The 22,292-nt window shown below is 65.7% G+C and carries 21 protein-coding genes and 1 pseudogene; 17 read left to right on the top strand and 5 right to left on the bottom strand.

All coding sequences use genetic code 11. The features are described from left to right. Window positions 1-93 precede the first annotated feature (93 nt). The 14 genes from cobO (at window position 94) to LK03_RS21370 (ending at window position 12,187) form a co-directional block, all read left to right on the top strand. A complete protein-coding gene (gene cobO, locus LK03_RS21430; RefSeq protein WP_038414518.1) occupies window positions 94-705 on the top strand; it encodes a cob(I)yrinic acid a,c-diamide adenosyltransferase in 612 nt (203 codons plus the stop codon). Next, complete coding sequence (locus LK03_RS21425; RefSeq protein ID WP_038414517.1) at window positions 702-1,997, top strand: cobyrinate a,c-diamide synthase; 1,296 nt, start codon at window positions 702-704, stop codon at window positions 1,995-1,997. The genes cobO and LK03_RS21425 overlap by 4 nt, the downstream gene beginning before the upstream one ends. Beyond that, window positions 1,994-2,644, top strand: coding sequence for a 5,6-dimethylbenzimidazole synthase (gene bluB, locus LK03_RS21420; protein ID WP_038414516.1), 651 nt, complete (start codon window positions 1,994-1,996; stop codon window positions 2,642-2,644). The genes LK03_RS21425 and bluB overlap by 4 nt, the downstream gene beginning before the upstream one ends. After that, complete coding sequence (cbiB, locus tag LK03_RS21415; protein WP_038414515.1) at window positions 2,641-3,549, top strand: adenosylcobinamide-phosphate synthase CbiB; 909 nt, start codon at window positions 2,641-2,643, stop codon at window positions 3,547-3,549. Before bluB ends, cbiB begins: the two co-directional genes overlap by 4 nt. Next, window positions 3,542-4,534, top strand: a complete 993-nt coding sequence (gene cobD, locus LK03_RS21410) for a threonine-phosphate decarboxylase CobD (protein ID WP_038414514.1) — start codon at window positions 3,542-3,544, stop codon at window positions 4,532-4,534. The genes cbiB and cobD overlap by 8 nt, the downstream gene beginning before the upstream one ends. Further along, complete coding sequence (locus LK03_RS21405; protein WP_038414513.1) at window positions 4,531-5,985, top strand: cobyric acid synthase; 1,455 nt, start codon at window positions 4,531-4,533, stop codon at window positions 5,983-5,985. Before cobD ends, LK03_RS21405 begins: the two co-directional genes overlap by 4 nt. A 2-nt stretch (window positions 5,986-5,987) precedes the next feature. Next, complete coding sequence (gene cobU, locus LK03_RS21400; protein WP_038414512.1) at window positions 5,988-6,509, top strand: bifunctional adenosylcobinamide kinase/adenosylcobinamide-phosphate guanylyltransferase; 522 nt, start codon at window positions 5,988-5,990, stop codon at window positions 6,507-6,509. After that, on the top strand, window positions 6,506-7,561 hold the full coding sequence (cobT, locus tag LK03_RS21395) for a nicotinate-nucleotide--dimethylbenzimidazole phosphoribosyltransferase (RefSeq protein ID WP_038414511.1): 1,056 nt from the start codon (window positions 6,506-6,508) through the stop codon (window positions 7,559-7,561). Before cobU ends, cobT begins: the two co-directional genes overlap by 4 nt. After that, window positions 7,558-8,157 (top strand): alpha-ribazole phosphatase family protein, encoded by a 600-nt coding sequence (gene cobC, locus LK03_RS21390; protein ID WP_049870592.1) that lies wholly within the window; start codon window positions 7,558-7,560, stop codon window positions 8,155-8,157. Before cobT ends, cobC begins: the two co-directional genes overlap by 4 nt. Continuing rightward, complete coding sequence (locus LK03_RS21385) at window positions 8,157-8,891, top strand: adenosylcobinamide-GDP ribazoletransferase (RefSeq protein WP_038414510.1); 735 nt, start codon at window positions 8,157-8,159, stop codon at window positions 8,889-8,891. The genes cobC and LK03_RS21385 overlap by 1 nt, the downstream gene beginning before the upstream one ends. A gap of 190 nt (window positions 8,892-9,081) precedes the next feature. Continuing rightward, entirely contained in the window at window positions 9,082-10,194 is a 1,113-nt protein-coding gene (locus LK03_RS21380; protein ID WP_038414888.1) for a glycoside hydrolase family 5 protein, read from the top strand. Window positions 10,195-10,269: 75 nt separating this feature from the next. After that, on the top strand, window positions 10,270-11,469 hold the full coding sequence (locus LK03_RS21375) for an MFS transporter (RefSeq protein ID WP_038414509.1): 1,200 nt from the start codon (window positions 10,270-10,272) through the stop codon (window positions 11,467-11,469). Next, the gene (locus LK03_RS22690) at window positions 11,469-11,591 is read left to right on the top strand and encodes a hypothetical protein (RefSeq protein WP_276203310.1); all 123 of its coding nucleotides are present in this window, start codon (window positions 11,469-11,471) and stop codon (window positions 11,589-11,591) included. The genes LK03_RS21375 and LK03_RS22690 overlap by 1 nt, the downstream gene beginning before the upstream one ends. Before the next feature lie 50 nt (window positions 11,592-11,641). Further along, window positions 11,642-12,187 carry a glutathione peroxidase gene (locus LK03_RS21370; protein ID WP_038414887.1) on the top strand — a complete coding sequence of 182 codons (546 nt, stop codon included), beginning with the start codon at window positions 11,642-11,644 and terminating at the stop codon, window positions 12,185-12,187. A 19-nt stretch (window positions 12,188-12,206) separates the two neighbouring features. Here the strand turns inward: LK03_RS21370 and LK03_RS21365 are convergent, their stop codons facing one another. After that, window positions 12,207-12,464, bottom strand: a complete 258-nt coding sequence (locus tag LK03_RS21365; protein WP_038414508.1) for a DUF2798 domain-containing protein — start codon at window positions 12,462-12,464, stop codon at window positions 12,207-12,209. A gap of 113 nt (window positions 12,465-12,577) precedes the next feature. Here LK03_RS21365 and LK03_RS21360 point away from each other — a divergent pair, with 113 nt between their 5' ends. Then, window positions 12,578-13,507, top strand: a complete 930-nt coding sequence (locus LK03_RS21360; RefSeq protein ID WP_038414507.1) for a LysR family transcriptional regulator — start codon at window positions 12,578-12,580, stop codon at window positions 13,505-13,507. A gap of 42 nt (window positions 13,508-13,549) precedes the next feature. On the opposite strand, the gene LK03_RS21355 is transcribed toward LK03_RS21360, so the two are convergent. The 3 genes from LK03_RS21355 to LK03_RS21345 form a co-directional block, all read right to left on the bottom strand. Beyond that, window positions 13,550-14,815 (bottom strand): OmpP1/FadL family transporter, encoded by a 1,266-nt coding sequence (locus tag LK03_RS21355; protein WP_038414506.1) that lies wholly within the window; start codon window positions 14,813-14,815, stop codon window positions 13,550-13,552. A 147-nt stretch (window positions 14,816-14,962) separates the two neighbouring features. Next, window positions 14,963-15,445, bottom strand: a complete 483-nt coding sequence (locus tag LK03_RS21350) for a hypothetical protein (RefSeq protein ID WP_038414886.1) — start codon at window positions 15,443-15,445, stop codon at window positions 14,963-14,965. Between the two features lie 249 nt (window positions 15,446-15,694). Further along, complete coding sequence (locus LK03_RS21345) at window positions 15,695-15,919, bottom strand: hypothetical protein (RefSeq protein ID WP_028694812.1); 225 nt, start codon at window positions 15,917-15,919, stop codon at window positions 15,695-15,697. A gap of 959 nt (window positions 15,920-16,878) precedes the next feature. Here LK03_RS21345 and LK03_RS21340 point away from each other — a divergent pair. Further along, a pseudogene (locus LK03_RS21340) lies at window positions 16,879-17,184 on the top strand (sel1 repeat family protein); the annotation flags it as partial. A gap of 79 nt (window positions 17,185-17,263) precedes the next feature. Then, window positions 17,264-18,748 (top strand): DNA recombination protein RmuC, encoded by a 1,485-nt coding sequence (gene rmuC, locus LK03_RS21335; protein WP_038414505.1) that lies wholly within the window; start codon window positions 17,264-17,266, stop codon window positions 18,746-18,748. On the opposite strand, the gene LK03_RS21330 is transcribed toward rmuC, so the two are convergent. Next, window positions 18,720-22,196, bottom strand: coding sequence for a hybrid sensor histidine kinase/response regulator (locus LK03_RS21330; protein WP_038414504.1), 3,477 nt, complete (start codon window positions 22,194-22,196; stop codon window positions 18,720-18,722). The two genes, rmuC and LK03_RS21330, sit on opposite strands and share 29 nt — an antisense overlap. Window positions 22,197-22,292 lie beyond the last annotated feature (96 nt).

Below are 22,292 nucleotides of genomic sequence, written 5' to 3'. Positions count from 1 at the left end.
TTCAGGCCATGGCTGCTGCGCGCCCCTGTGCCTGCCTGCCTATTAGATCTGTCGGCGCGGCTGCCTTGCCGCCCACAGCCCGCGGAGACCCCCATGAGCGAATCCCCAGAGCGCGACGAACGCCACCTGGCGCGGATGCTGCGCAAGAAAGCCATCATCGACGAGCGCATTGCCAACTCGCCCAATGAATGCGGCCTGCTGCTGGTGCTCAGCGGCAACGGCAAGGGCAAGAGCAGCTCGGCCTTCGGCATGCTCGCCCGGGCCATGGGCCATGACATGCGCTGCGGCGTTGTGCAGTTCATCAAGGGCCGCAACAGCACCGGTGAAGAGCTGTTCTTCCGGCGCTTCCCCGAGCAGGTCAGCTACCACGTGATGGGCGAGGGCTTCACCTGGGAAACCCAGGACCGCCAGCGCGATATCGCCGCCGCCGAAGCCGCCTGGGCGGTGTCGCGGCAGTTGCTGCAAGACCCGGCCGTACAGTTCGTGGTGCTCGATGAGCTGAACATTGCCCTCAAGCATGGCTACCTCGACCTTGAGCAGGTGCTCAACGACCTGCAGGCGCGCCCGCCGATGCAGCACGTGATCGTCACCGGCCGCGGCGCCAGGCCCGAGCTGATCGAGCTGGCCGACACCGTCACCGAGATGGGCATGCTCAAGCACGCCTTCCAGGCCGGTATCCGCGCGCAGAAGGGCGTGGAACTGTGAGTGACCGCCGTGCCTGCCCGGCGGTGCTGATCGCCGCCCCGGCCTCGGGCCAGGGCAAGACCACCGTCACCGCCGCCCTGGCGCGGCTACACCGCAACCTCGGCCGCCGCGTACGGGTGTTCAAGTGTGGCCCGGACTTTCTTGACCCGATGATCCTCGAACGCGCCAGCGGTGCGCCGGTGTACCAACTCGACATGTGGATGATCGGCGAGGCCGAGAGTCGGCGCTTGCTGTGGCAAGCCGCCGGGGAAGCCGACCTGATTCTCATCGAAGGGGTCATGGGCCTGTTCGATGGCACGCCGTCCAGTGCCGATCTTGCGCGTCACTTCGGTGTGCCGGTGCTGGCGGTGATCGACGGCACCGCCATGGCGCAGACTTTCGGTGCGCTGGCCCTGGGCCTGGCCCGCTACCAGCCTGACCTGCCGTTCGCCGGGGTGCTGGCCAACCGGGTTGGGAGCCTGCGTCACGCGCAGTTGCTCGAAGGCAGCTTGAGCGAGGGCCTGCGCTGGTACGGCGGTTTGTCCCGCGAGCGCGGTATCGAGCTGCCCAGTCGCCATCTGGGACTGGTCCAGGCCAGCGAGCTGAACGACCTCGATGCGCGGCTTGATGCGGCCGCCCAGGCCCTGGGCGAGAGCTGCGATGCGGCCCTGCCGCCGGCAGTGACCTTCGCTGCGCCACAACCGGCGCCCGTCACCCCGAGCCTTGCCGGCGTGCGCATCGGCGTGGCGCGCGACGAAGCCTTCGCCTTCCTCTACGGCGCCAACCTCGAGCTGCTCCGCGCCCAGGGTGCCGAGCTGGTGTTCTTCTCGCCGTTGCACGATGCCCGGTTGCCCGAAGTCGACAGCCTGTACCTGCCCGGTGGCTACCCCGAACTGCACCACCAGGCGCTGGCGGCGAACGCAACGATGCTGGCCGCCATTCGCCAGCACCACGCTCAAGGCAAACCGCTGCTGGCTGAATGCGGCGGCATGCTCTACCTGCTCGACGGCCTGACCGATGTCGACGGTCAGCGCGCCGAGCTGCTCGGCCTGCTGCCCGGCGAGGCGAGCATGCAAAAGCGCCTGGCCGCGTTGGCCTTGCAGGCGGTCGAGTTGCCCGAAGGCACCTTGCGCGGGCACACCTATCATCACTCGCTGACCACCACCGAACACACGCCCATCGCCCGTGGCCTTAGCCCCAATGGCGGGCGCGGCAACGAGGCGGTGTATCGGCTGGGGCGGCTGACGGCCTCGTACGTGCACTTTTATTTCCCTTCCAGTCCCGAGGCGGCGGCGGCGCTGTTGCGACCATGAGCGAACATGCCTTTTCCATGACCGAACGCGCTGCGGTGTACCGCGCCATCGGCGAGCGCCGCGACATGCGCCACTTCGCCGGCGGTGAAGTCGCCCCCGAGCTGCTGCGCCGTCTGCTCGGCGCTGCACACCAGGCCCCCAGCGTCGGCCTGATGCAGCCGTGGCGCTTCATTCGTATTACCCGCCGCGAGCTGCGCGGCGCTATCCAGGGGCTGGTCGAGCAGGAGCGCCTACGCACCGCCGACGCCCTGGGCGAGCGCTCCGATGATTTCATGCAGCTCAAGGTCGAAGGCATCCAGGACTGCGCCGAGTTGCTGGTGGCGGCGCTGATGGATCAGCGTGAAGCGCACATCTTCGGCCGCCGTACCTTGCCGGAAATGGACCTCGCCTCACTGGCCTGTGCCATCCAGAACCTGTGGCTGGCGGCCCGCGCCGAAGGCCTGGGGATGGGCTGGGTGTCGCTGTTCGACCCACAGGCACTGGGCCAGCTGCTGGGCATGCCGAGCGGTGCCAAGGCGGTGGCGGTGCTGTGCCTGGGGCCGGTCAAGGCCTTCTACGAGGCGCCGATGCTGGTGCAGGAACAGTGGGCCGAAGAACGCCCGCTGGATGACATGCTGTTCGAAAATGCCTGGGAGCGACGCCCATGAGCCTGGCCTTGCTATGTGTGGCCGGGGTTGCTCTGGATGCGCTGTTCGGCGAGCCACAGCGACGTCATCCGCTGGTGGCCTTCGGCAATTTTGCCAATGCCGTCGAGCGTCGCCTGAACGCCGGCGGCCGCGGTTGGCGCAGCCATGGCGTCAGCGCCTGGTTCATCACGGTGGTACCGCTGACCGTGCTGGCGCTGCTGCTGTCATGGTTGCCGCTGATCGGCTGGCTGGTCGATGCCCTGGCGCTGTACTGCGCCCTGGGCATGCGCAGCCTGGGCGAGCATGTGCTGCCGGTGGCCCAGGCCCTGCGCCAGGGTGATCTGGCTGAGGCGCGGCGCCGCGTCGGCTACCTGGTCAGCCGTGAAACCGCCGAGCTGGATGAGCCGGCCGTGGCCCGCGCGGCCACCGAGTCGGTGCTGGAGAACGGCAGCGATGCAGTGTTCGCCACCTTGTTCTGGTTCGTCGTCGCCGGCGCGCCGGGGGTGGTGCTGTACCGCTTGAGCAATACCCTCGATGCCATGTGGGGTTACCGCAACGCCCGCTTCGAGCGCTTCGGCTGGGCCGCAGCGCGCATCGACGATGGCCTCAACTATGTACCGGCGCGGCTGGTGGCGCTGACCTACGCGCTGCTCGGCAAGACGCGCCTGGCGCTGCGCTGCTGGCGACGTCAGGCGCCGCTGTGGGACAGCCCCAACGCGGGCCCGGTGATGGCCGCCGGGGCCGGTGCGCTGGGCGTCGAGCTGGGCGGCCCGGCGGTGTACCACGGCGAGCTGCATGAGCGCCCGCGCTTGGGCGAAGGGCCGGTGGCCGATGCCCAAGCCATCGAGCGCGGCTGGGGCCTGGTGCAGCGCGGCGTCTGGCTGTGGCTGCTGGTGATCTGCGTGGGGGCGTACCTGAATGCTTGAACACGGTGGACGGCTGCTGCGCGCCAGCCAGTATTACGGCATCGAGCGTCGCGAATGGCTGGATCTGTCGAGCGGCATCGCCCCCTGGGCCTTTGCCATACCTGCAATTCCCGCCGATGCCTGGGCACGCCTACCCGAGAACGAGGACGGCCTCGAACAGGCCGCACGCCGCTATTACGACGCTGCCCAGCTGCTGCCGGTGGCCGGCTCGCAGGCGGCGATCCAGGCCTTGCCGCTGCTGCGCGGACGCAGCCGGGTCGGCGTGCTCAGCCCGTGCTATGCCGAGCATCCACATGCCTGGCGACGTGCCGGGCACAGCCTGCTGGAGCTGGACGACAGCCAGGTCGAGGCGGCGCTGGATACCCTCGATGTGCTGGTGCTGGTCAACCCCAACAACCCCACCGGGCGTGTGCTGACCCGTCAGCGCCTGCTCGATTGGCACGCGCGGCTGGCGGCTCGCGGGGGCTGGCTGGTGGTCGATGAAGCGTTCATCGACAACCAGCCGCTGCACAGCCTGGCGGACTGCACCGCGCGTGCGGGGCTGATCGTGTTGCGCTCGTTCGGCAAGTTCTTCGGCCTGGCCGGGGTGCGCTTGGGCTTCGTTCTCGCCGAGGCTGCGCTGCTGCAGCGTCTGGCCGACTACCTGGGGCCGTGGACCGTCGCCGGGCCGACCCGGGTGCTCGGCCAGGCCTGCCTGAACGACCGCGCCGCCCAGGCCGCTCAGACTACCCGCTGCGCGGCTGCCAGTGCGCGGTTGGCGACGCTGCTGGGTGATGCGGGCCTGGCGCCGAGCGGTGGCTGCGACCTGTTCCAGTACCTGCGCATGCCCGAGGCTGCGCACCTGCATGACTTTCTCGCCCGCCGCGGCATTCTCGTGCGCCTGTTCCAGCAGCCCGCTGCGCTGCGCTTCGGCCTGCCGCCCAGCGCTGCCGATGAACAGCGCCTGGCCGAGGCTCTGGCCGCCTATCACAAGGACTTTGCATGACCACGCTGATGGTGCAAGGCACCACCTCCGATGCCGGCAAGAGCACCCTGGTTACTGCGCTGTGCCGCTGGCTGCTGCGCCAGGGCGTGGCGGTGGTGCCGTTCAAGCCGCAGAACATGGCGCTCAACAGCGCGGTCACCGCCGACGGTGGCGAAATCGGCCGGGCCCAGGCGGTGCAGGCGCAAGCCTGTCGGCTGGCGCCGCACACCGACATGAACCCGGTGCTGCTCAAGCCCAACAGCGACACCGGCGCGCAGGTGATCATCCATGGCCGCGCGGTCACCAGCATGAACGCGGTGGCCTACCACGACTACAAGGTTATCGCCATGCAGGCGGTACTGGCCTCGCACCAGCGCCTGAGCGCGGGCTACCCGGTGGTGATGGTCGAAGGCGCAGGCTCACCTGCCGAGATCAACCTGCGGGCCGGCGACATCGCCAATATGGGTTTTGCCGAGGCGGTCGACTGCCCGGTGATTCTGGTGGCCGACATCAACCGCGGCGGGGTATTCGCCCATCTGGTCGGCACGTTGGAACTGCTCTCGCCCAGCGAGCAGGCGCGGGTCAAGGGTTTTGTCATCAACCGTTTTCGCGGTGATATCGCCTTGCTTCAGCCTGGGCTCGACTGGCTCGAGCAGCGCACCGGCAAACCGGTGCTGGGCGTGCTGCCGTTCGTCAGCGACCTGCACCTGGAAGCCGAAGACGGCCTCGACCGCCGCCAGGGTGCCAAGCTCGAACAGGTGCTCAAGATCATCGTGCCGGTGCTGCCGCGCATCAGTAACCACACCGATTTCGACCCGCTGCGCCTGCACCCGCAAGTGGACTTGCAGTTCATCGGCCCTGGCCAGGCGATTCCCCCGGCTGACCTGATCATCCTGCCCGGCTCGAAAAGCGTGCGCGCCGACCTTGCGCAGTTGCGCGAGCGGGGCTGGGCGCAGGCCATCGACCGTCACCTGCGTTACGGCGGCAAGCTGATCGGCATCTGCGGCGGTTTGCAGATGCTTGGCACCCAAGTGCACGACCCGCTGGGTCTGGAAGGGCCGGCCGGCAGCAGCGCCGGGCTGGGCCTGCTCGACTACAGCACGGTGCTGCAGGCCGACAAGCAACTGCGCAATGTCCACGGCACGCTGGGCCTGGAACAGGCCGCAGTGAGCGGCTATGAAATTCATGCCGGGGTCACCCAGGGCGCGGCGTTGGGCCAGCCAGCGGTGCACCTGGCCGATGGCCGCGACGACGGCGCCATCAGCGCCGATGGCCAAGTGCTCGCCACCTACCTGCATGGCCTGTTCGAGGGCAGCGACTCGTGCGCCGCGCTGCTGCGCTGGGCGGGTTTGACCGAGGTGCAGCGCATCGATTACGAGGCGCTGCGCGAACGTGACATCGAGCGGCTCGCCGACCTTGTTGAACGCCATCTGGACACCGCGCACTTGCGCGCGCTTTGCGGAGTCGCCTGAGCATGCATAGCCTGATCCTTGGCGGTGCCCGCTCGGGCAAGAGCCGCCTGGCCGAGCAACTGGCCGTCGCCAGCGGCCTGGCCGTGACCTACATCGCCACCAGCCAGCCGCTGGATGGCGAGATGAACCAGCGCGTGCAACTGCACCGTGAGCGGCGCCCCAGTCACTGGGCGCTGATCGAAGAACCGGTGGCCCTGGCCCGCGTGCTGCGCGCCGAGGCCAGCGCCGAGCGCTGCCTGCTGGTCGACTGCCTGACCTTGTGGCTGACCAACCTGCTGATGCTCGAAGACGACACCCGCCTTGCCGCCGAGCGCGATGCGCTGCTCGACTGCCTGGCCGAACTGCCGGGCACAGTGATTCTGGTGAGCAACGAAACCGGCCTGGGGGTAGTGCCCATGGGCGAGCTGACCCGCCGTTATGTCGACCTCGCTGGCTGGCTGCACCAGGCCATCGCCGAACGCTGCACGCGCGTGGTGCTCAGCGTCGCCGGTCTGCCCCTGACCCTGAAAGGACCTGCCCTATGAATCGCCATTGGTGGCTCGATGCCTGCCAAGCCCCCGACCCGGCTGCCACCGAGCAGGCCCTGGCCCGTCAGCAGCAACTGACCAAACCCACCGGCTCGCTGGGCCAGCTGGAACAACTGGCGGTACGCCTGGCCGGTCTGCAAGGCTGCGAGCGGCCGAGCCTGGAGCGCGTGGCCATCGCCCTGTTCGCCGGCGACCACGGTGTGGTGGAGGAGGGCATCTCAGCCTATCCGCAGGCGGTCACCGGGCAGATGCTGCGCAACTTCGTCAATGGCGGGGCGGCCATCAGCGTGCTTGCCCGGCAGTTGCAGGCCACCCTTGAGGTGGTCGACCTGGGCACCGTCGATGCAAGCCTGGAATTGCCCGGTGTACGCCATCTTCGGCTCGGCGCTGGCACCGCCAATTTCCTTCGCGGCCCGGCACTGAGCGAGGCGCAGTTGCATGCCGCGCTCGAAGCCGGAAAGCACAGTGCGCTGCGCGCTCAGGCGGACGGCGCGCAGTTGTTCATCGGCGGCGAGATGGGTATCGGCAACACCACCGCCGCGGCAGCGCTGGCCTGCGCGTTGCTGGGCTGCCCTGCGACTGAGCTGAGCGGCCCTGGCACCGGCCTCGACGATGCTGGCGTGGCGCACAAGGCGCGGGTGATCGAGCGGGCGCTGGCGCTGCATGGGTTGAGTGCCCAAGAGCCGCTGCGTGCGCTGGCCTGTGTTGGTGGTTTCGAGATCGCCGCGCTGACCGGTGCCTATCTGGCCTGCGCCCAGGCCGGTATCGCGGTGCTGGTCGATGGCTTTATCTGCAGCGTTGCCGCGTTGCTTGCGGTGCGTCTGAATCCCGAGTGCCGGGCCTGGCTGCTGTATGCCCACCAGGGCGCCGAGCCGGGACATCAGCGGGTGTTGGCGGCGCTGGAGGCCGAGCCGCTGCTGGCGCTGGGCCTGCGTCTGGGTGAGGGCAGCGGCGCGGCGCTGGCGGTGCCGTTGCTGCGTCTGGCCTGTGCCCTGCATGGGCAGATGGCGACCTTCGCCGAAGCCGCCGTGGCGGATCGTCCGGTATGATCCTCGATCTTCTGCGCCATGGTGAAACCGAACTGGGCGGCGGCCTGCGCGGCAGCCTCGACGATGCCCTGACCGAGCGCGGCTGGCAGCAGATGCACGAGGCGGTGGTGGCTGGCGGGCCGTGGGACGTGCTGCTCAGCTCGCCGCTGCAACGTTGCGCGCGGTTTGCCGAGGCCCTGGCTGAGCGTCTGCAACTGCCGGTGCAACTGGCGCCCGCCTGGCGCGAACTGCATTTCGGAGCGTGGGAAGGGCGCAGTGCTGCGCATTTGATGCAGACCGATGCCGAGGCCTTGGGGCGTTTCTGGGCTGACCCTTACAGTTGCACGCCACCGGGTGGCGAGCCGGTGGCGGCGTTCGCCACGCGGGTACACCAGGCGCTGGCTGCGCTGCGCCAGGAACATGTCGGGCAGCGCGTGCTGGTGGTGACCCACGGTGGAGTGATGCGCCTGCTGCTGGCCCAGGCCCGTGGTCTGCCGCGTGAGCAGTTGCTGCAAGTGGAAGTTGGCCATGGCGCCTTGCTGCGCCTCGACCTGGACGCCTTCGACCAACAGGCCTTCAAGCAACAGGCCTTCAAGCAACCGGGAACGCCGAGTTGATGCAGCCGTGGTGGATCGCCCTGCAGTTTCTCAGCAGCCTGCCGGTACGCCTGCCGGGCATGCCGACACCCCAGCAGATGGGCCGCTCGGTGGTGTGCTATCCGCTGGTCGGCGGGTTGTTCGGGCTGCTGCTATGGGGCGCCAGTGCGCTGCTGCACGGCGCCCCGGCGCCGTTGCAGGCGGCGCTGCTGCTTAGCCTGTGGGTGGCGCTCAGCGGGGCGTTGCATCTGGACGGCCTGGCCGACAGCGCCGACGCCTGGCTGGGCGGCTTCGGCGACCGCGAACGCACGCTGCAGATCATGAAAGATCCGCGCAGCGGGCCAATTGCCGTGGTCACCCTGGTGCTGGTGCTGTTGCTCAAGTTCTGCGCGGTGTGGGTGCTGCTCGAACGCGATGCCGGGGCCTGGTTGTTGCTGGCGCCGGTGCTTGGTCGCGCGGCGCTGCTCGCGCTGTTGCTGAGCACGCCGTATGTGCGCCAGGGCGGGCTAGGGGCGGTGCTGGCCGAGCATCTGCCGCGCCAGCAGGCGCGCTGGGTGTTGCTCGGCTGCGCCGCGCTGGTGCTGCTGCTCGGTGGGACCACCGCGCTATGGGCGCTGGTGTGGTTGGCGATAGCGTTTGCCCTGCTGCGCAGGGCCATGTGCCAGCGACTGGGCGGCACCACCGGCGACACGGCTGGGGCGCTGCTAGAGCTGCTGGAGCTGGTGTGCGTGGTGGTTCTGGCACTGTGCCTGTAATCGTCTGGAAAAATCTTATGCCATTTACGGATTATTCTGACGGCTAGTGTAGGTCTAGAGAGGAGGGATTCCCTGCCGGTGGCCGCTATGCTCCAGCGCCCACCCTCCAGCCAAGGCGCTTGCCATGCTCCGATTCCTTCTCGCCAGCGTCCTGCTGCTGGCTGCCAGTACCGCTTCTGCGGCCGACCTCATGCACTTCTGGAACAGCCCGCAAAAGGGCGGCAACAGTTTCAATACCGCACCGCCACAGCAGGATTACTTCGATGCCCTGGCGCGCTACGGCGCGACCTGGGTGCGCCTCTCATACGACAAATGGCAACCCGAGCGACGGGATTTTCTGCTCGGCGATGCCGATCATTACCAGGGGCTGCCCGCGCGGGACGTGGCTCAGCTCAAGACCATTCTCGATCGTGCCCACGCTGCGGGGTTGAAGGTGGTGATTACGCCGTTATCCCTGCCGGGCATGCGCTGGTCGCAGAACAACAACGGTACGTTCGACGATCGCCTGTGGCAACGCCGGGAGTACTGGCAGCAGGCGGCTGCGTTCTGGCGCGACTTGGCCGGTGAACTGAAAGACCACCCTGCTGTGGCCGCCTACAACCTGATCAACGAACCGGCTCCGGAAAAGCACGGCGGCTTGGCCGAGCACGCCTCGCCGGCCGACATGGCGGCCTGGTACGCCCGCGAGGCCGGCGGCACCCGAGATTTGCCGGCCTTCTATGAACAGCTGCTCAAGGCCATTCGCGAAGTCGATGCGCTGACCCCGGTGATGCTCGATGCCGGCTGGTACGCCGCCGCCGATGCCTTCAGCTATTGGCCACAAGCGCTGACCGATGCACGCGCGCTGTACAGCGTGCACATGTACGAACCCTATGCCGCTACCAGTGCGCCGAACCTCAAGCGTGAAAAACCCTACCCCTATCCCGGCCGTGTGCCCTTCGGCGGCGCTCTGCAGTCGTGGGATGCCGTACGGGTGGCCGAGTACTTGCGCCAGCCCATGCAATGGGCCAAGCGCGTGGGTCTGCCGCTCAACCGCCTGGTAGTCGGGGAGTTTGGGTGCATGCGCCAGTTGCCGGGCTGCCGGCAGTACCTGAACGACGTGCTTGAGGTCCTGGATGACACGCCCGTGCACTGGGCGTTCTACAGCTTTCGTGAAGACACCTGGGACGGTATGGATTACGAACTGGGCGACGCCAAGCTGCCGTGGCGTTACTGGCAGGCGCTGGAGCAGGGTAAACCCGACCCTCTGCCCCGCGGCCCGACGCCGCTGTTCGAGCCGATCCTGCGGCGTCTGGCGCCCTAAGCCTGGCTGGCGCTCTGTTAGCGGCGGTCAAGCTATGCCACAGTGCAGCCTTTCCCCGGTGAAGAGATAACAACAATGACTTCCCTCTGGCGCAGCAGCGGCTGGGTGCTGCTGGGTGCGGCGTTGATCCTGGCGCTGTCGTTGGGCATACGGCACGGTTTCGGTCTGTTTCTGGCGCCAATGAGCGCTGATTTCGGCTGGGGGCGTGGCACGTTCGCCTTGGCCATTGCCTTGCAGAACCTGATCTGGGGGCTGGCCCAGCCCTTCTCCGGGGCGCTGGCCGATCGCCTGGGCGCGGCGCGGGTGGTACTGATGGGGGGCGTGCTGTACAGCGCCGGCCTGCTGCTGATGGCCATGGCTGACTCGCCGTTGTCGTTGTCGCTCAGTGCCGGGCTGCTGATCGGCCTGGGTCTGTCCGGCACCTCGTTCTCGGTGATCCTCGGTGTCGTGGGCCGCGCAGTGCCAGCCGAGCAGCGCAGCATGGCCATGGGCATTGCCAGTGCGGCCGGCTCGTTCGGTCAGTTCGCCATGCTGCCTGGCACCTTGAGCCTGATTCAGGGCCTGGGCTGGTCGGCGGCGTTGCTGGTACTCGGGTTGCTGGTGGCGTTGATCGTGCCCTTGGTGGGCATGCTGCGCGACCGTCCGCTACCCAGCGTCGGCGTCGAGCAGAGCCTCGGCCAGGCACTGCGTGAAGCCTGCTCGCATTCGGGGTTCTGGCTGCTGGCGCTGGGCTTTTTCGTCTGCGGCTTCCAGGTGGTGTTCATCGGCGTGCACCTGCCGGCCTACCTGGTCGACCAGCATCTGCCGGCCGCCACCGGCACCACGGTGCTGGCGCTGGTCGGGCTGTTCAATATCGTTGGCACCTACAGCGCCGGCTGGCTGGGTGGGCGCCTGTCCAAGCCGCGCCTGCTCACGGCCCTGTACCTGTTGCGCGCAGTGGTGATCGTCGCGTTCCTGTGGCTACCGGTGTCGACCACCACTGCCTACCTGTTCGGCATCGCCATGGGCCTGCTATGGCTGTCGACCGTGCCACTGACCAACGGCACGGTGGCGACCCTGTTCGGTGTGCGCAACCTGTCGATGCTCGGCGGTATCGTCTTCCTCTTCCATCAACTGGGCGCCTTCCTTGGCGGCTGGCTGGGCGGCATGGTGTATGACCGCACCGGCAGCTACGAGCTGGTCTGGCAGCTGTCGATCTTGCTCAGCCTGATGGCCGCGGCATTGAACTGGCCCGTGCGCGAACGGCCGGTGGCGCGCTTGCAGGCGGCATCGTGATGAGCGGCCGGACAGTGGCGTGGTTGCTCGCAGCAGGCGGCTTGCTGGTGCTGATGCTGGCGTGGTGGGGGTGGCAGCGCGGTGGCATGGCGTTGCTGCAACTGGGCATGGGGCAGTGTTAACAGCTAGGCTGCTGGCTGGATGACTATCGAGGGACATACCTGTGAAACCTTTGCGCTGGATTGCCATACCGTTGTTGACCCTGAGCGCCTTCGGTTCTGCGTTGGCCGGCAACTGCCCGGCGGTGCTGCAGGGCAGCCTGCCGGAGCTGCGTGGCAAGGGTCAGATCGACCTGTGCGAGCGCTTCGCCGGTCAGCCGCTGGTGGTCATCAACACCGCCAGCTACTGCGGCTTCGCCCCGCAGTTCCAGGGGCTGGAGGCCACCTACCAGCAGTACCACGGGCAGGGCTTGCAGATGCTCGGCGTGCCCTCCAACGACTTCAAGCAGGAAGACGCCGACAGCAGCGAGACGGCCAAGGTCTGCTACGCCAACTACGGCGTCACCTTCACCATGAGCAAGGCGCAGCCGGTACGCGGCGCCGATGCTATCCCGTTGTTCGCCGAGCTGGTCCGGCAGAGCGCCGCGCCGAAGTGGAATTTCTACAAGTACGTGATCGATCGCCAGGGCAAGGTGGTGGGACAGTTCTCCAGCCTGACCAAGCCCGATGACGCCAAGTTCAGGGCGGCCATCGAGCAGGCCATCGCGTCCAAGCCTTGATCGAGCCTTTGCCGGTTGCTCAGTGCGGGTGCACGGTCAGCGCCACCAGGCGTACCACCAGCGGTCGCACGCCCAGCACACAGAAGAACGCCACCGGCATCGCCAACTGATAGGCCTTGAGTACATTGCTCAGGTAGGCCTGATCGACCCCGGCATTGGCGGCGGTGATGACGAAGCACATCAGCAGCGCCATGATCGAAGACATGTAGAAGGCAAAAACATAGGGCGTGGCTTTCGGACGCAATTTGCGGCTGCGGACCTGTGGCATGTCGTTCATGAAACCTCCAATGGCAGTGGAGTCGGCAGATTAGCCATCACTTCGCCTGCCCGGTAGACGTGCAAGGCCTAGTTCTCTATAAAGCAAAACTTACGAATACTGCCGGGGTTATCGTGGATTTGCTCAACGCCATTCGTAGTTTTGTCAAAGTCGTCGAGGCCGGCAGTATCGCCGGTGGCGCGCGCAGCCTGGGCGTGAGTCCGGCCGCGGTCAGCCAGACGCTGGCGCGCCTGGAGCGACACCTGGGCACCCGTTTGCTGGCTCGCACCACCCGCAGTCTCGCGCCGACTCCCGCCGGCTTGCAGTATTACCAACGGGTGCGTCATGTCGAACATGAGTTGACCCTGGCCGAACAGGCCCTGACCACTGCCGACAGCCGACCCCAGGGGCGTTTGTGCATTGCCTCGACCTCAGCATTCGGCCGCCACGTGCTGGCGCCGCTGATTCCGGCATTTACCGCGCGTTATCCGGGGATTTCCATAGAGCTTCTAACGAATGATCGCAAGGTCGATCATGTGCGCGAATCGGTGGACGTCAGCCTGCGCATCGACGCGCAGTTGGAGGACCACCTGCTGGCGCGGCCGATGGCGAGAATTCCGTTCATTTGCTGTGCCTCGCCGGGGTATCTGGCGCAAGCAGGCTTTCCAGCGTCACCCGAAGCACTGCGCGATCATCGTTGCCTGGTGTTCCGCTACCCGGTCGATGGCCGGTTCCTGCGCTGGGGGTTCGTGCGCGATGGCCGGCGTTTCGATGCCGAATTCGGCACCGTACTGATCAGTGATGACATCGACGCCCTGACTCAGATGGCGGTCAACGACGGGGGCGTCGCCAGGCTCGCCGACTTTCTCGCCCGGCCACACCTGGCGGCGGGGCGGCTGGTGCCGTTGTTCGCCATGCAAGCGCCGGGGCAGGCCTACGCCCAGCCAGAGCCCATGCAGGTGTACCTGTGTGTGGCTGATCGTTTCGCCATGAACCTCAAGGTCAAGGCGCTGCGGGATTTTCTGCAGGCCAATCTCGACCCGGCCTGGGTGCTACAGGCATGAAAAAGCCGCCTTGGAGGCGGCTTGATCATCAGCTGGGTTGAATCAGAACCGGTAGGTCAGCGATGCACCTACGCCATGGGCGCTGTTTTCGTACTTGGCCTGGTAGCTGCCTTTGGTAGCGCTGACCTGGTTGACCTTGGTGTCCTCTTCCCACAAGTAGGAATAGGCGACATCGACGGTCATGTCCTCGGTCGGACTCCAGCCGGCGCCGACGCTGAAGATCTTGCGATCACCGGTCGGGATGCGTGGCGAGCGGTCATGGTTGTTGGTTGGCGACTGGTCGACGGTGAAGCCGGTGCGCAGTACCCACTCCTTGTTGACCTTGTACGACGCACCAATGGCATGGGCCCAGGTGTCGTGCCAGTTCTGGTCTTCCTTGATGGTCTCGAATGCCGAACCCACCAATGGACCTGGGACATCGTTCTGCACGGTGATGTCTTTCAGGCGGCTCCAACGGGTCCAGGTGCTGCCGGCGTATAGGGTCCACTCGTCGTCAAGCTCGTGGGTGACCGAAAGATCGACCGATTCCGGGGTCTTGATTTTGAGCGAGGCGTCGAACTTGTTGCCGTTGAACGGGCCGATCAGCGGCGTGCTGACGCGGGTCTTGCCCTCGAGCTTGTAGTCGACCATCGAGTGGTAGGTCAGGCCGACGCGGGTCCGGTCGGTGGCCTGGACCAACAGGCCGACGTTGTAGCCGACCGCGGTGTCGTCGCCCTTGATCTTCACTTCGCCGTCGGTAGTGCCCGGCACCGGGGGGGAGAGCAGGCTGGAACCCAGCTCGCCGCGAATGCGGTTGATGGTTGGACCGAAGCCGATCGACACGCGGTCGTTGAAGGCGTAGCTGACAGTGGGCTGGAAGGTGACAACTTCGACGTGGCTCTTCTTGCCCCAGTAGCGAGCAGCGTCATCGCTGCCGTAGTCGGTGACCAGACCGAAGGGGACGTAGACACCGAAGCCAACGCTCCAGTGATCATCGATGGGGCGGACGTAGTAGCCCATGGGCACGCCAACCACCGGAACCATGTCGCCATCGGTTTCGCCGCCGAAGTTGCTGCCTGGGCCGGAGATGTCTGACTTGGCGATGACCGCCGCGCCACCGACGGTGACCTGCTGGCGCTTGATGCGCGACATGCCGGCCGGGTTGCCATAGACGGTGCTGGCATCTTCGGCAGAAGAAGAACGACCCGCAAACCCCGTGCCCATGCCGCTGACGCTTTGTTCGTTGAGGGCGAAGCCGGCGGCGAACAGCTGGGTGGAGGCAAAGGCGACTGCCATGCCGAGGGAGGTTTTGAGCATTACTCTTTTCATTATTAGTTAACTCCTAGGGATCTCCGGGGCGAAACGCTACCAACAAAACACAGGCCGCGCTAGCGCTCATATCGAGGAAGTTAGGCTATTTTTGTAGGACAATCCGACCAGAAGTCACCCTGTTCCTGTTGGGTTGTAGGAAGCTTCCTATAGCACGGGTGACGCTTTCTTCTTTATGCAACTGTCCCACGCCTCGGCGAAGTCCCGTAGGCGGCCGTGGGGGTTGAATGTCTGTCGCCAGATCCGCGCCAGGCCCGCGATATCGTCGGCAGCCGGCAATGCCGTGCCCTGTTCTTCGACGAGCATCCAGGCGATGGCGGTGGCATAGCGCAGGTTGACGGTGAGTTCGAGGTGCGGGCCGCGCAGGAACGCATGCTGGCTGGCCAGGCCGCGAACCAGGCTGGCCTTTTCGGGATCTTCGGCCAGGTAGTGGTCCCACAGCGTGGTGTGGCGGCTCTCGTCTATTCGATAGAGGCCATGACCGCGACGACCATGCAGGGCTGCGCCGAGCGCCGACTGGCTGGCCGCGATGCCCAATAACAGGGCTTCAGCGCTGGCGCAATGGCAGTCGAGGTAGAGCAGGGTCGGTCGGATGACGTACTGGCTCAACTCTTTGGCGGCAATACCCATGGTGGCCTCGCACTGGATAATGACCGACGGGCGCTGGGGCTTGGCAGCAGGAGAGGAATCAGGCCCGTCGGAAGCGGCGAGCACCGCTCGAGTTGAAGTGTAGTGTGAGATTCATGAGGTAAAAGGCTGTTTTTAAATCGATTGCTGCCCGATGCTGCGCGGTATATGCCTGCTGGCGATTAACCGGCGGTGCATCAGGCAGTTAGCGAAGACTGGTATTCAAGGGTTGAATGGCCAGGTATAAGCCGATCATGCGGTCAGCGACTGGCGCGTACGCTCGATCACGGCCTGCAGTGGTGCGGCCTGGCTGTATTGCTCAGCGTACAGACGCTCGCTGTGGCAGGCGATGCCGTTCTCGTCGACCAAGGTAAAGCTGAAGCTGTCCTTGCGCGGCGCAACGATCAGGCACTTAAGGGGTGCGAATGCCTGGGAAAGGGTCCCGAAGGCGGATTGGATATGGTGATGGTTTGTCATTTTTTTGAGGTTCCTGCTCAAGACACGGGATTCGATCCGTGCACTATAGAAACGTTCCAGTGACGCCATTATTAAACGGCGAAAAACCTGGCTGGAACAAAGAGCAGTCAGCTAGGCGCTGAAGTAAGGTGTGCGCTGGACTGACTGGTAGGTACTTCGGAAGGCGGGCAACACCACAGGGCTCAGGTAAAGGCCGCTGGAGAAGATCCCGATCAATTGTTCATTCGAATCGCACTGGCAAGGCCGTTGGCTGCGTTGGCGAATCATCGTGGGCCGGTCCTGGTTTCAGCGAGGCTGTCGGGGTGACAGGTAGTCGCAAGGACATCGTCGTAATGACGATATGGCAAGAATTGACGTTCTGCTTAGGTACTAACGAGGGCAACCTTACAGCAGGAAGCGCTGCCCTGCAAGAACTAATTTCAAGGGCAGACAAGCCTGCCAGTATGCCCGCAAAGATTCGCGTAGGGAAGTCATCCCCAGCGTCATGCAACGTTCCACCGGCCGGTGCAATGCACCTTTTCGTGTCGCCCGTCAATACTTGTGCACATCGTCTGTGCCGTCTGTTAATCCTCTGCAACAGCGCCACGCGCCATCGCCAATGACTTGACTGCCGGCTTAAGTCAATGAATAAAAACACTATTTTTTGCTGGTGAAAAAATCGTCAGTTTGACTGCAAGCCCCATCCCGTAAGGGTTTGCGGGGTCTTCGTGGGGGTTGTCCACTGAGTTATCCACAGCTTCTGTGGATTGTCCCGTGCGCTTGCTCTAGGACGGGCACCTTGACCGTTTGATGACGAAGCCCGGATAACGCGCCGTCTCGCAGGCTTCACGGTGCAATCTTGGAAACGTCAAGAAAAGATCATCAGACCTTTCGCAAACTTTCATCGAATCGGCTCGGGCCTCGGCGCAAAAAAAAGAGTACAGTGGCGCGCTTTTCGAAATGACCCATGCTGTGCGCTGATGATTTCCCGCGATAAAAACCTCCTCCCCGCAACTGCTGCCCCTGCGAGCAGACGCCTTTCCCTCACGCTTGCCCTGTGGTTGCTCGACAGTCCGCATCTGGGCCACAAGCCCCGGGTCAAGCACCTGGCCGGGCGCCTGCTCAAGCAGCCGGCGCGTCAGGGCGTGGTGGTGGCGCAGAGCCGTCTTGGGCAACTGCTGTGCCGTGATTGCGGCAGTCCTCGCGATCGACGCATTGGCCATGAGCTGCTGCGCCAGGCCGCCCGCGCCGGCGATGCCCAGGCGCAACGGGCCTACGCCGAGCTGCGCGAAGGCGGCTGAGCCCGGCCAAGCTGCAACGCAACTGGTAAGCTGGCAGCTTTTGCCAACCTGATCCGGAGTCGCCATGGCAGTGGATATGGCCAGCATCCTGCTGGGCTTGATCGTCGCCGCATTACCTTGCCTGGGCTGGGCCTGGCAGAGCCAACGCCGCCTGAGCAGCGCCCAGGCCGCGCTGACGCTTGCCGAGGAGCGTCTGGCCTCGGTGCAACTGGCCCAGGCCGGACTGCAGGCGCAACTGGAGGCCAGCCGCGACGAGATCAGCGACCTGAGTGAAGCCAATGCCCTCAAGCAGGCCCACCTGGCGGCCCAGCAGCGCGAGGTCGAGCTGCTACAGATCGAGCGTGACAACGCCCGCGACGCGGCTCACGCCTGGAGCCTGGAGCGCAACAACCGCGAGGCTGAGCTGCGTCGTCTGGATGCCCAGGCCGCGCGCCTGGAAGCCGAACTGCGTGAGCAACAGGACAACCACCAGCAACGCCTGGAAGACGTGCAGCAGGCCCGCGATACCTTGCGCGCGCAGTTCGCCGAGCTGGCCACGAAGATTTTCGACGAACGCGAGCAGCGTTTCGCCCAGACCAGCCAGCAGCACCTCGGGCAGTTGCTAGATCCCTTGAAGGAGCGCATTCAGGCGTTCGAAAAGCGCGTCGAAGACAGCTACCAGCAAGAAGCCCGCGAGCGTTTCTCGCTGGCCAAGGAGTTGGAGCGTCTGCAGCAGCTCAACCAGCGGCTGTCGGATGAAGCGACCCACCTTACCCAGGCGCTGAAAGGGCAGAAGACCCAGGGCAACTGGGGTGAGCTGATTCTTGAGCGCGTGCTCGAACATGCCGGGCTGGAGAAGGGCCGCGAATATCAGACCCAGGTCAGCCTCAAGAGCGCCGATGGCGAGCGCTTCCAACCCGATGTGCTGATCATGCTGCCGGGCGACAAACACGTGATCGTCGACTCCAAGGTCAGCCTCACCGCCTACCAGCAATACGTCAGCGATCCTGACCAGAAGAGCGCCCAGGCTGCGCTCAAGCAGCACGTGCAGTCGCTGCGCAATCACGTCAAAGGGTTGTCCGGCAAGGACTACAACCGCCTCGAAGGCTTGCACAGCCTCGATTTCGTGCTGCTGTTCATTCCTATGGAAGCTGCGTTTTCCGCAGCCCTGCAGGCCGAACCGAACCTGTTTCAGGAGGCCTTCGACCGGCAGATCGTCATCGTCAGCCCGACCACCTTGCTGGCCACGCTGCGGGTCATCGACAGCCTGTGGAAGCAGGAGCGGCAGAGCCAGAATGCCCGCGAGATCGCCGAGCGCGCCGGTTGGCTGTACGACAAGTTCGTGCTGTTCATTCAGGATCTGGACGAACTGGGCAACCGCCTGCAGCAGGTCGACAAGGCCTATGCGGCGGCGCGCAACAAGCTCTGCGAGGGGCGTGGCAACCTGGTCAGTCGCAGCGAGCAGCTCAAGCTGCTCGGCGCACGCGCCAGCAAGAGCCTGCCGGCCGACCTGCTGGAGCGTGCGCTGTCCAGCGAAGGGGTCAGTGCACCAGGCTCAGATGGCGATTGAGCAAGGCCCGCAGCGCGGCAGGCTTGACCGGCTTGGGCAGGTAGTCCAGGCCTGCCGCATGCACCTGGGCGATGGTTTCGCTGCGCCCATCGGCGCTGATCACCACCCCCGGTACCGGCTCGCCCAGACGGGTGCGTAGCCAGGCCATCAGTTCGGTGCCGGTATCGCCCTCGTCGAGGTGATAGTCCACCAGCGCCAGGTGCGGGCGCAGGCCGTCGGCCAGCAGGGCCTGGCATTGCGCACGGTTGGCAGCGGTCGAGACCACGCAGCCCCAGCGGCTGAGCAGGCTGGTCATGCCCACCAGGATGCTCTCTTCGTTGTCCACGCACAGTACCTGCAAGCCTGCCAGCGGCTGACCGGCCTGTTCGCCCGGGTTGCTGGCCAGCACTGCCGGGGCATGGGAAATCGGCACGGCGACGCGGAACACACTGCCTTTGCCCGGCCACGAACGCACCTCGATCGGATGGCCCAGCACCCGGCACAGGCCATCGGCAATCGCCAGGCCCAGACCCAGACCCTTTTCCGCGCGGGTCTGGTGGCTGTCCAGGCGTTTGAACTCCTGGAAAATCACCTGCAGTTTGTCGTCGGCGATGCCCGGCCCGCGGTCCCATACCTCCAGCCACAGCCGCTCGCCGTCGCGCCGCGTGCCGAGCAGGATCGGGCTCTTGCCATAGCGCAGGGCGTTGGTCAGGAAGTTCTGCAGCACCCGGCGCAGCAGCTTGATGTCGCTGTGCACCCGCAGGCGACTGCCGCGCAGGCGGAACTCCAGCTGCTTCTGCGCGGCCAGCACCTTGAACTCGGCGCCGAGGGTGTCGAACAGCCCGCTGAGGGCGAAGGGTTTGGCATCGGGGGTGATCTTGCGGTTCTCCAGGCGCGAGATGTCCAGCAGGTCGCTGATCAGCTCTTCAGCCGAGCGCAGCGAGCTGTCTAGGTGCTGCACCAGTTGCCGGGCATCGTCGCTCAGGGCTTCTTCCTGTTGCGACAGCGCCGCGGAGAACAACCGTGCGGCGTTGAGCGGCTGCATCAGGTCGTGGCTGACGGCGGCGAGAAAGCGCGTCTTCGACTGGCTGACCGCCTCGGCCTGGCTCTTGGCCTCCGACAGCGCCTGGTTCAGCTGCGACAACTCGTGGGTGCGTTCGGCGACCCGTTGTTCGAGGCTTTCATTGGCGTCCTTGAGCGCCTGCTCGGCGTCGCGGAACGGGGTGATGTCGGTGAAGCTCATGACGAAGCCACCACCGGGCATGGGGTTGCCGATCAGCTCGATGACCCGGCCATTGGGGAACAGCCGTTCGGAGGTGTGGGCGCGGCCCTGGCGCATCCAGTGCAGCCGGCGCGCAACATGCACATGCGCCTCGCCAGGGCCGCACAGGCCGCGCTCGGCATTGAAACGAATGATGTCGGCAATCGGCCGACCGACACTGATCAGCCCGTCGGGGTAGTTGAACAGCTCGAGGTAGCGGCGGTTCCAGGCCACCAGGTGCAGGTTCTGGTCGACCACACTGATGCCCTGGTTGATGTTCTCGATGGCCCCTTGCAGCAGGGCGCGGTTGAACTGCAGTACCTCGGAGGCTTCATCGGCGATGCGCACGACGTCTTCGAGCTGCATGTCGCGGCCTTCGATGGCGGCCTTGACCACCGCGCGGGTCGAAGACGTACCGAGTACGCCGGCCAGCAGCCGTTCGGTGTGCTCGATCCAGTCGCCATCGGCGTTCTGGTTGGGATTGAAAGCCTTGCCTTGCAGGTCGGCGAAGCGCTCGAAGCTGTGCCGCGCGCGCTCTTCGCCGACGAAGCGCGCCGCCAGGTTCAGCAAGTCGTCGATCTGCACCGCCAGCAGCGAGCGGCTGCCCGGCCGCGGGCTGCTCTGCTGGCCGATGAAGCGCCCGGCCTGCCAGTGTTCGGAAACCCGCGTGCGCGACAGCACCGAGACCCAGGCGAACAGGGTGAAGTTGCCCGCCAGCGACAGCACCACGCCTTGGGTCAGCGGGCTGATCGGCAGGTTCAGCGGGTTGCCGTGCAGCCAGTCCAGCCCTGGGAACAGCGCCAGCGACCAGCCGACGCTGTGTGCGGTGATCGGCAGCACCAGGGTGTAGAACCACAGAAAGATGCCCGCCGCCAGCCCGGCGAACACGCCGCGGCGGTTGGCCTGCTTCCAGTACAGTGCACCGAGCATCGCCGGCGCGAGTTGCGTGACCGCGGCGAAGGCGATCTGGCCGATGGTCGCCAGGCTTGCGGTGGAGCCGAGCAGGCGGTAGCTGACATAGGCCAGCAGCAGAATGACCACGATGGTGACCCGGCGCACCGAGAGCATCCAGTGGCGGAACACCTCGAACGGGCGCTCAGCGTTGTTGCGCCGCAGCAGCCAGGGCAGCAGCATGTCGTTGGACACCATGGTCGACAGCGCCACGGCTTCGACGATGACCATGCCGGTGGCCGCCGAGGCCCCGCCGATAAACGCCAGCAACGCAAGGCTTGGGTGCGCTTCGGCCAGCGGCAGGCTGATGACGAACGAGTCGGACATCACCGCGCCGGGCAGCAGCATTTGCCCAGCCAGGGCGATGGGCACCACGAACAGCGCCGCCAGGGCCAGGTACAGCGGGAACACCCAGCGCGCCATGCGCACATCCTGCGGGTCGATGTTCTCCACCACGGTGACGTGGAACTGCCGTGGCAGGCAGATGATCGCCATCATCGCCACGCAGGTCTGCACCACCATGGACGGCCAGTTGATGGTCTCTTGCCAGTAATCGTCGAGCTGCACCGACTGGCGCGCCTGGGTGAACAGGTCGTCGAAGCCGTCATACAGGTTGAACACCACGAAGATGCCCACGGCGAGAAACGCCAGCAGCTTGACCAGCGATTCGAAGGCAATTGCCAGGACCATGCCGCGGTGGTGCTCGGTCACATCCAGGCTGCGCGTGCCGAAGACGATGGCGAACACCGCCAGCACCAGCGATACCACCAGCGCGGTGTCCTGCACGCGGGTGCCGGTGGCGTCGGCGTTGGCGCCGATCAGCAGGTTCACGCCGAGCACGATGCCCTTGAGCTGCAAGGCGATGTACGGCAGCACCCCGACCAGGCAGATCAGCGCCACCACCACCGCCAGCGACTGCGACTTGCCGTAGCGCGCGGCGATGAAGTCGGCGATCGAGGTGATGTTCTCCTGCTTGCTGATCAGCACCATCTTCTGCACCACCCAAGGCGCGAAGATCAGTAGCAGGATCGGCCCCAGGTAGATCGGCAGGAACGCCCACAGTTGTTCGGCGGCCTGGCCGACCGCACCGAAGAACGTCCAGCTGGTGCAGTAGACCGCCAGCGACAGGCTGTATACCCAGGCGCGCAGACGCGGCGGCAGCGGCGTGCTGCGCCGGTCACCGTAGAAGGCGATGGCGAACATGATGGCCATATAGGCCAGGGCGACGACGGCGATCAGCCCGCTGGACAACGACATGACAACTCCGGGGGGCAGAAGTGGGCGTTCAATCGGTTGGCGAAGTCTGGCAGGTCGCACGGCCGACGTCAGTTCCTACCATGGTCGCAGTGGCGT

Source organism: Pseudomonas cremoricolorata (assembly GCF_000759535.1).
Classification (GTDB): Bacteria; Pseudomonadota; Gammaproteobacteria; order Pseudomonadales; family Pseudomonadaceae; genus Aquipseudomonas; species Aquipseudomonas cremoricolorata_A.
Note: the sequence above shows the minus strand (reverse complement) of the source record. Positions and strands in the feature narration are given on the sequence as shown.

Coding starts and splice junctions, on each gene's coding strand:
- cobO (WP_038414518.1), top strand. CDS start 94: ATGAGCGAATCCCCAGAGCGCGACGAACGCCACCTGGCGCGGATGCTG.
- bluB (WP_038414516.1), top strand. CDS start 1,994: ATGAGCGAACATGCCTTTTCCATGACCGAACGCGCTGCGGTGTACCGC.
- cbiB (WP_038414515.1), top strand. CDS start 2,641: ATGAGCCTGGCCTTGCTATGTGTGGCCGGGGTTGCTCTGGATGCGCTG.
- cobD (WP_038414514.1), top strand. CDS start 3,542: ATGCTTGAACACGGTGGACGGCTGCTGCGCGCCAGCCAGTATTACGGC.
- LK03_RS21405 (WP_038414513.1), top strand. CDS start 4,531: ATGACCACGCTGATGGTGCAAGGCACCACCTCCGATGCCGGCAAGAGC.
- cobU (WP_038414512.1), top strand. CDS start 5,988: ATGCATAGCCTGATCCTTGGCGGTGCCCGCTCGGGCAAGAGCCGCCTG.
- cobT (WP_038414511.1), top strand. CDS start 6,506: ATGAATCGCCATTGGTGGCTCGATGCCTGCCAAGCCCCCGACCCGGCT.
- cobC (WP_049870592.1), top strand. CDS start 7,558: ATGATCCTCGATCTTCTGCGCCATGGTGAAACCGAACTGGGCGGCGGC.
- LK03_RS21385 (WP_038414510.1), top strand. CDS start 8,157: ATGCAGCCGTGGTGGATCGCCCTGCAGTTTCTCAGCAGCCTGCCGGTA.
- LK03_RS21380 (WP_038414888.1), top strand. CDS start 9,082: ATGCACTTCTGGAACAGCCCGCAAAAGGGCGGCAACAGTTTCAATACC.
- LK03_RS21375 (WP_038414509.1), top strand. CDS start 10,270: ATGACTTCCCTCTGGCGCAGCAGCGGCTGGGTGCTGCTGGGTGCGGCG.
- LK03_RS22690 (WP_276203310.1), top strand. CDS start 11,469: ATGAGCGGCCGGACAGTGGCGTGGTTGCTCGCAGCAGGCGGCTTGCTG.
- LK03_RS21365 (WP_038414508.1), bottom strand. CDS start 12,464: ATGAACGACATGCCACAGGTCCGCAGCCGCAAATTGCGTCCGAAAGCC.
- LK03_RS21355 (WP_038414506.1), bottom strand. CDS start 14,815: ATGAAAAGAGTAATGCTCAAAACCTCCCTCGGCATGGCAGTCGCCTTT.
- LK03_RS21350 (WP_038414886.1), bottom strand. CDS start 15,445: ATGGGTATTGCCGCCAAAGAGTTGAGCCAGTACGTCATCCGACCGACC.
- LK03_RS21345 (WP_028694812.1), bottom strand. CDS start 15,919: ATGACAAACCATCACCATATCCAATCCGCCTTCGGGACCCTTTCCCAG.
- rmuC (WP_038414505.1), top strand. CDS start 17,264: ATGGCAGTGGATATGGCCAGCATCCTGCTGGGCTTGATCGTCGCCGCA.
- LK03_RS21330 (WP_038414504.1), bottom strand. CDS start 22,196: ATGTCGTTGTCCAGCGGGCTGATCGCCGTCGTCGCCCTGGCCTATATG.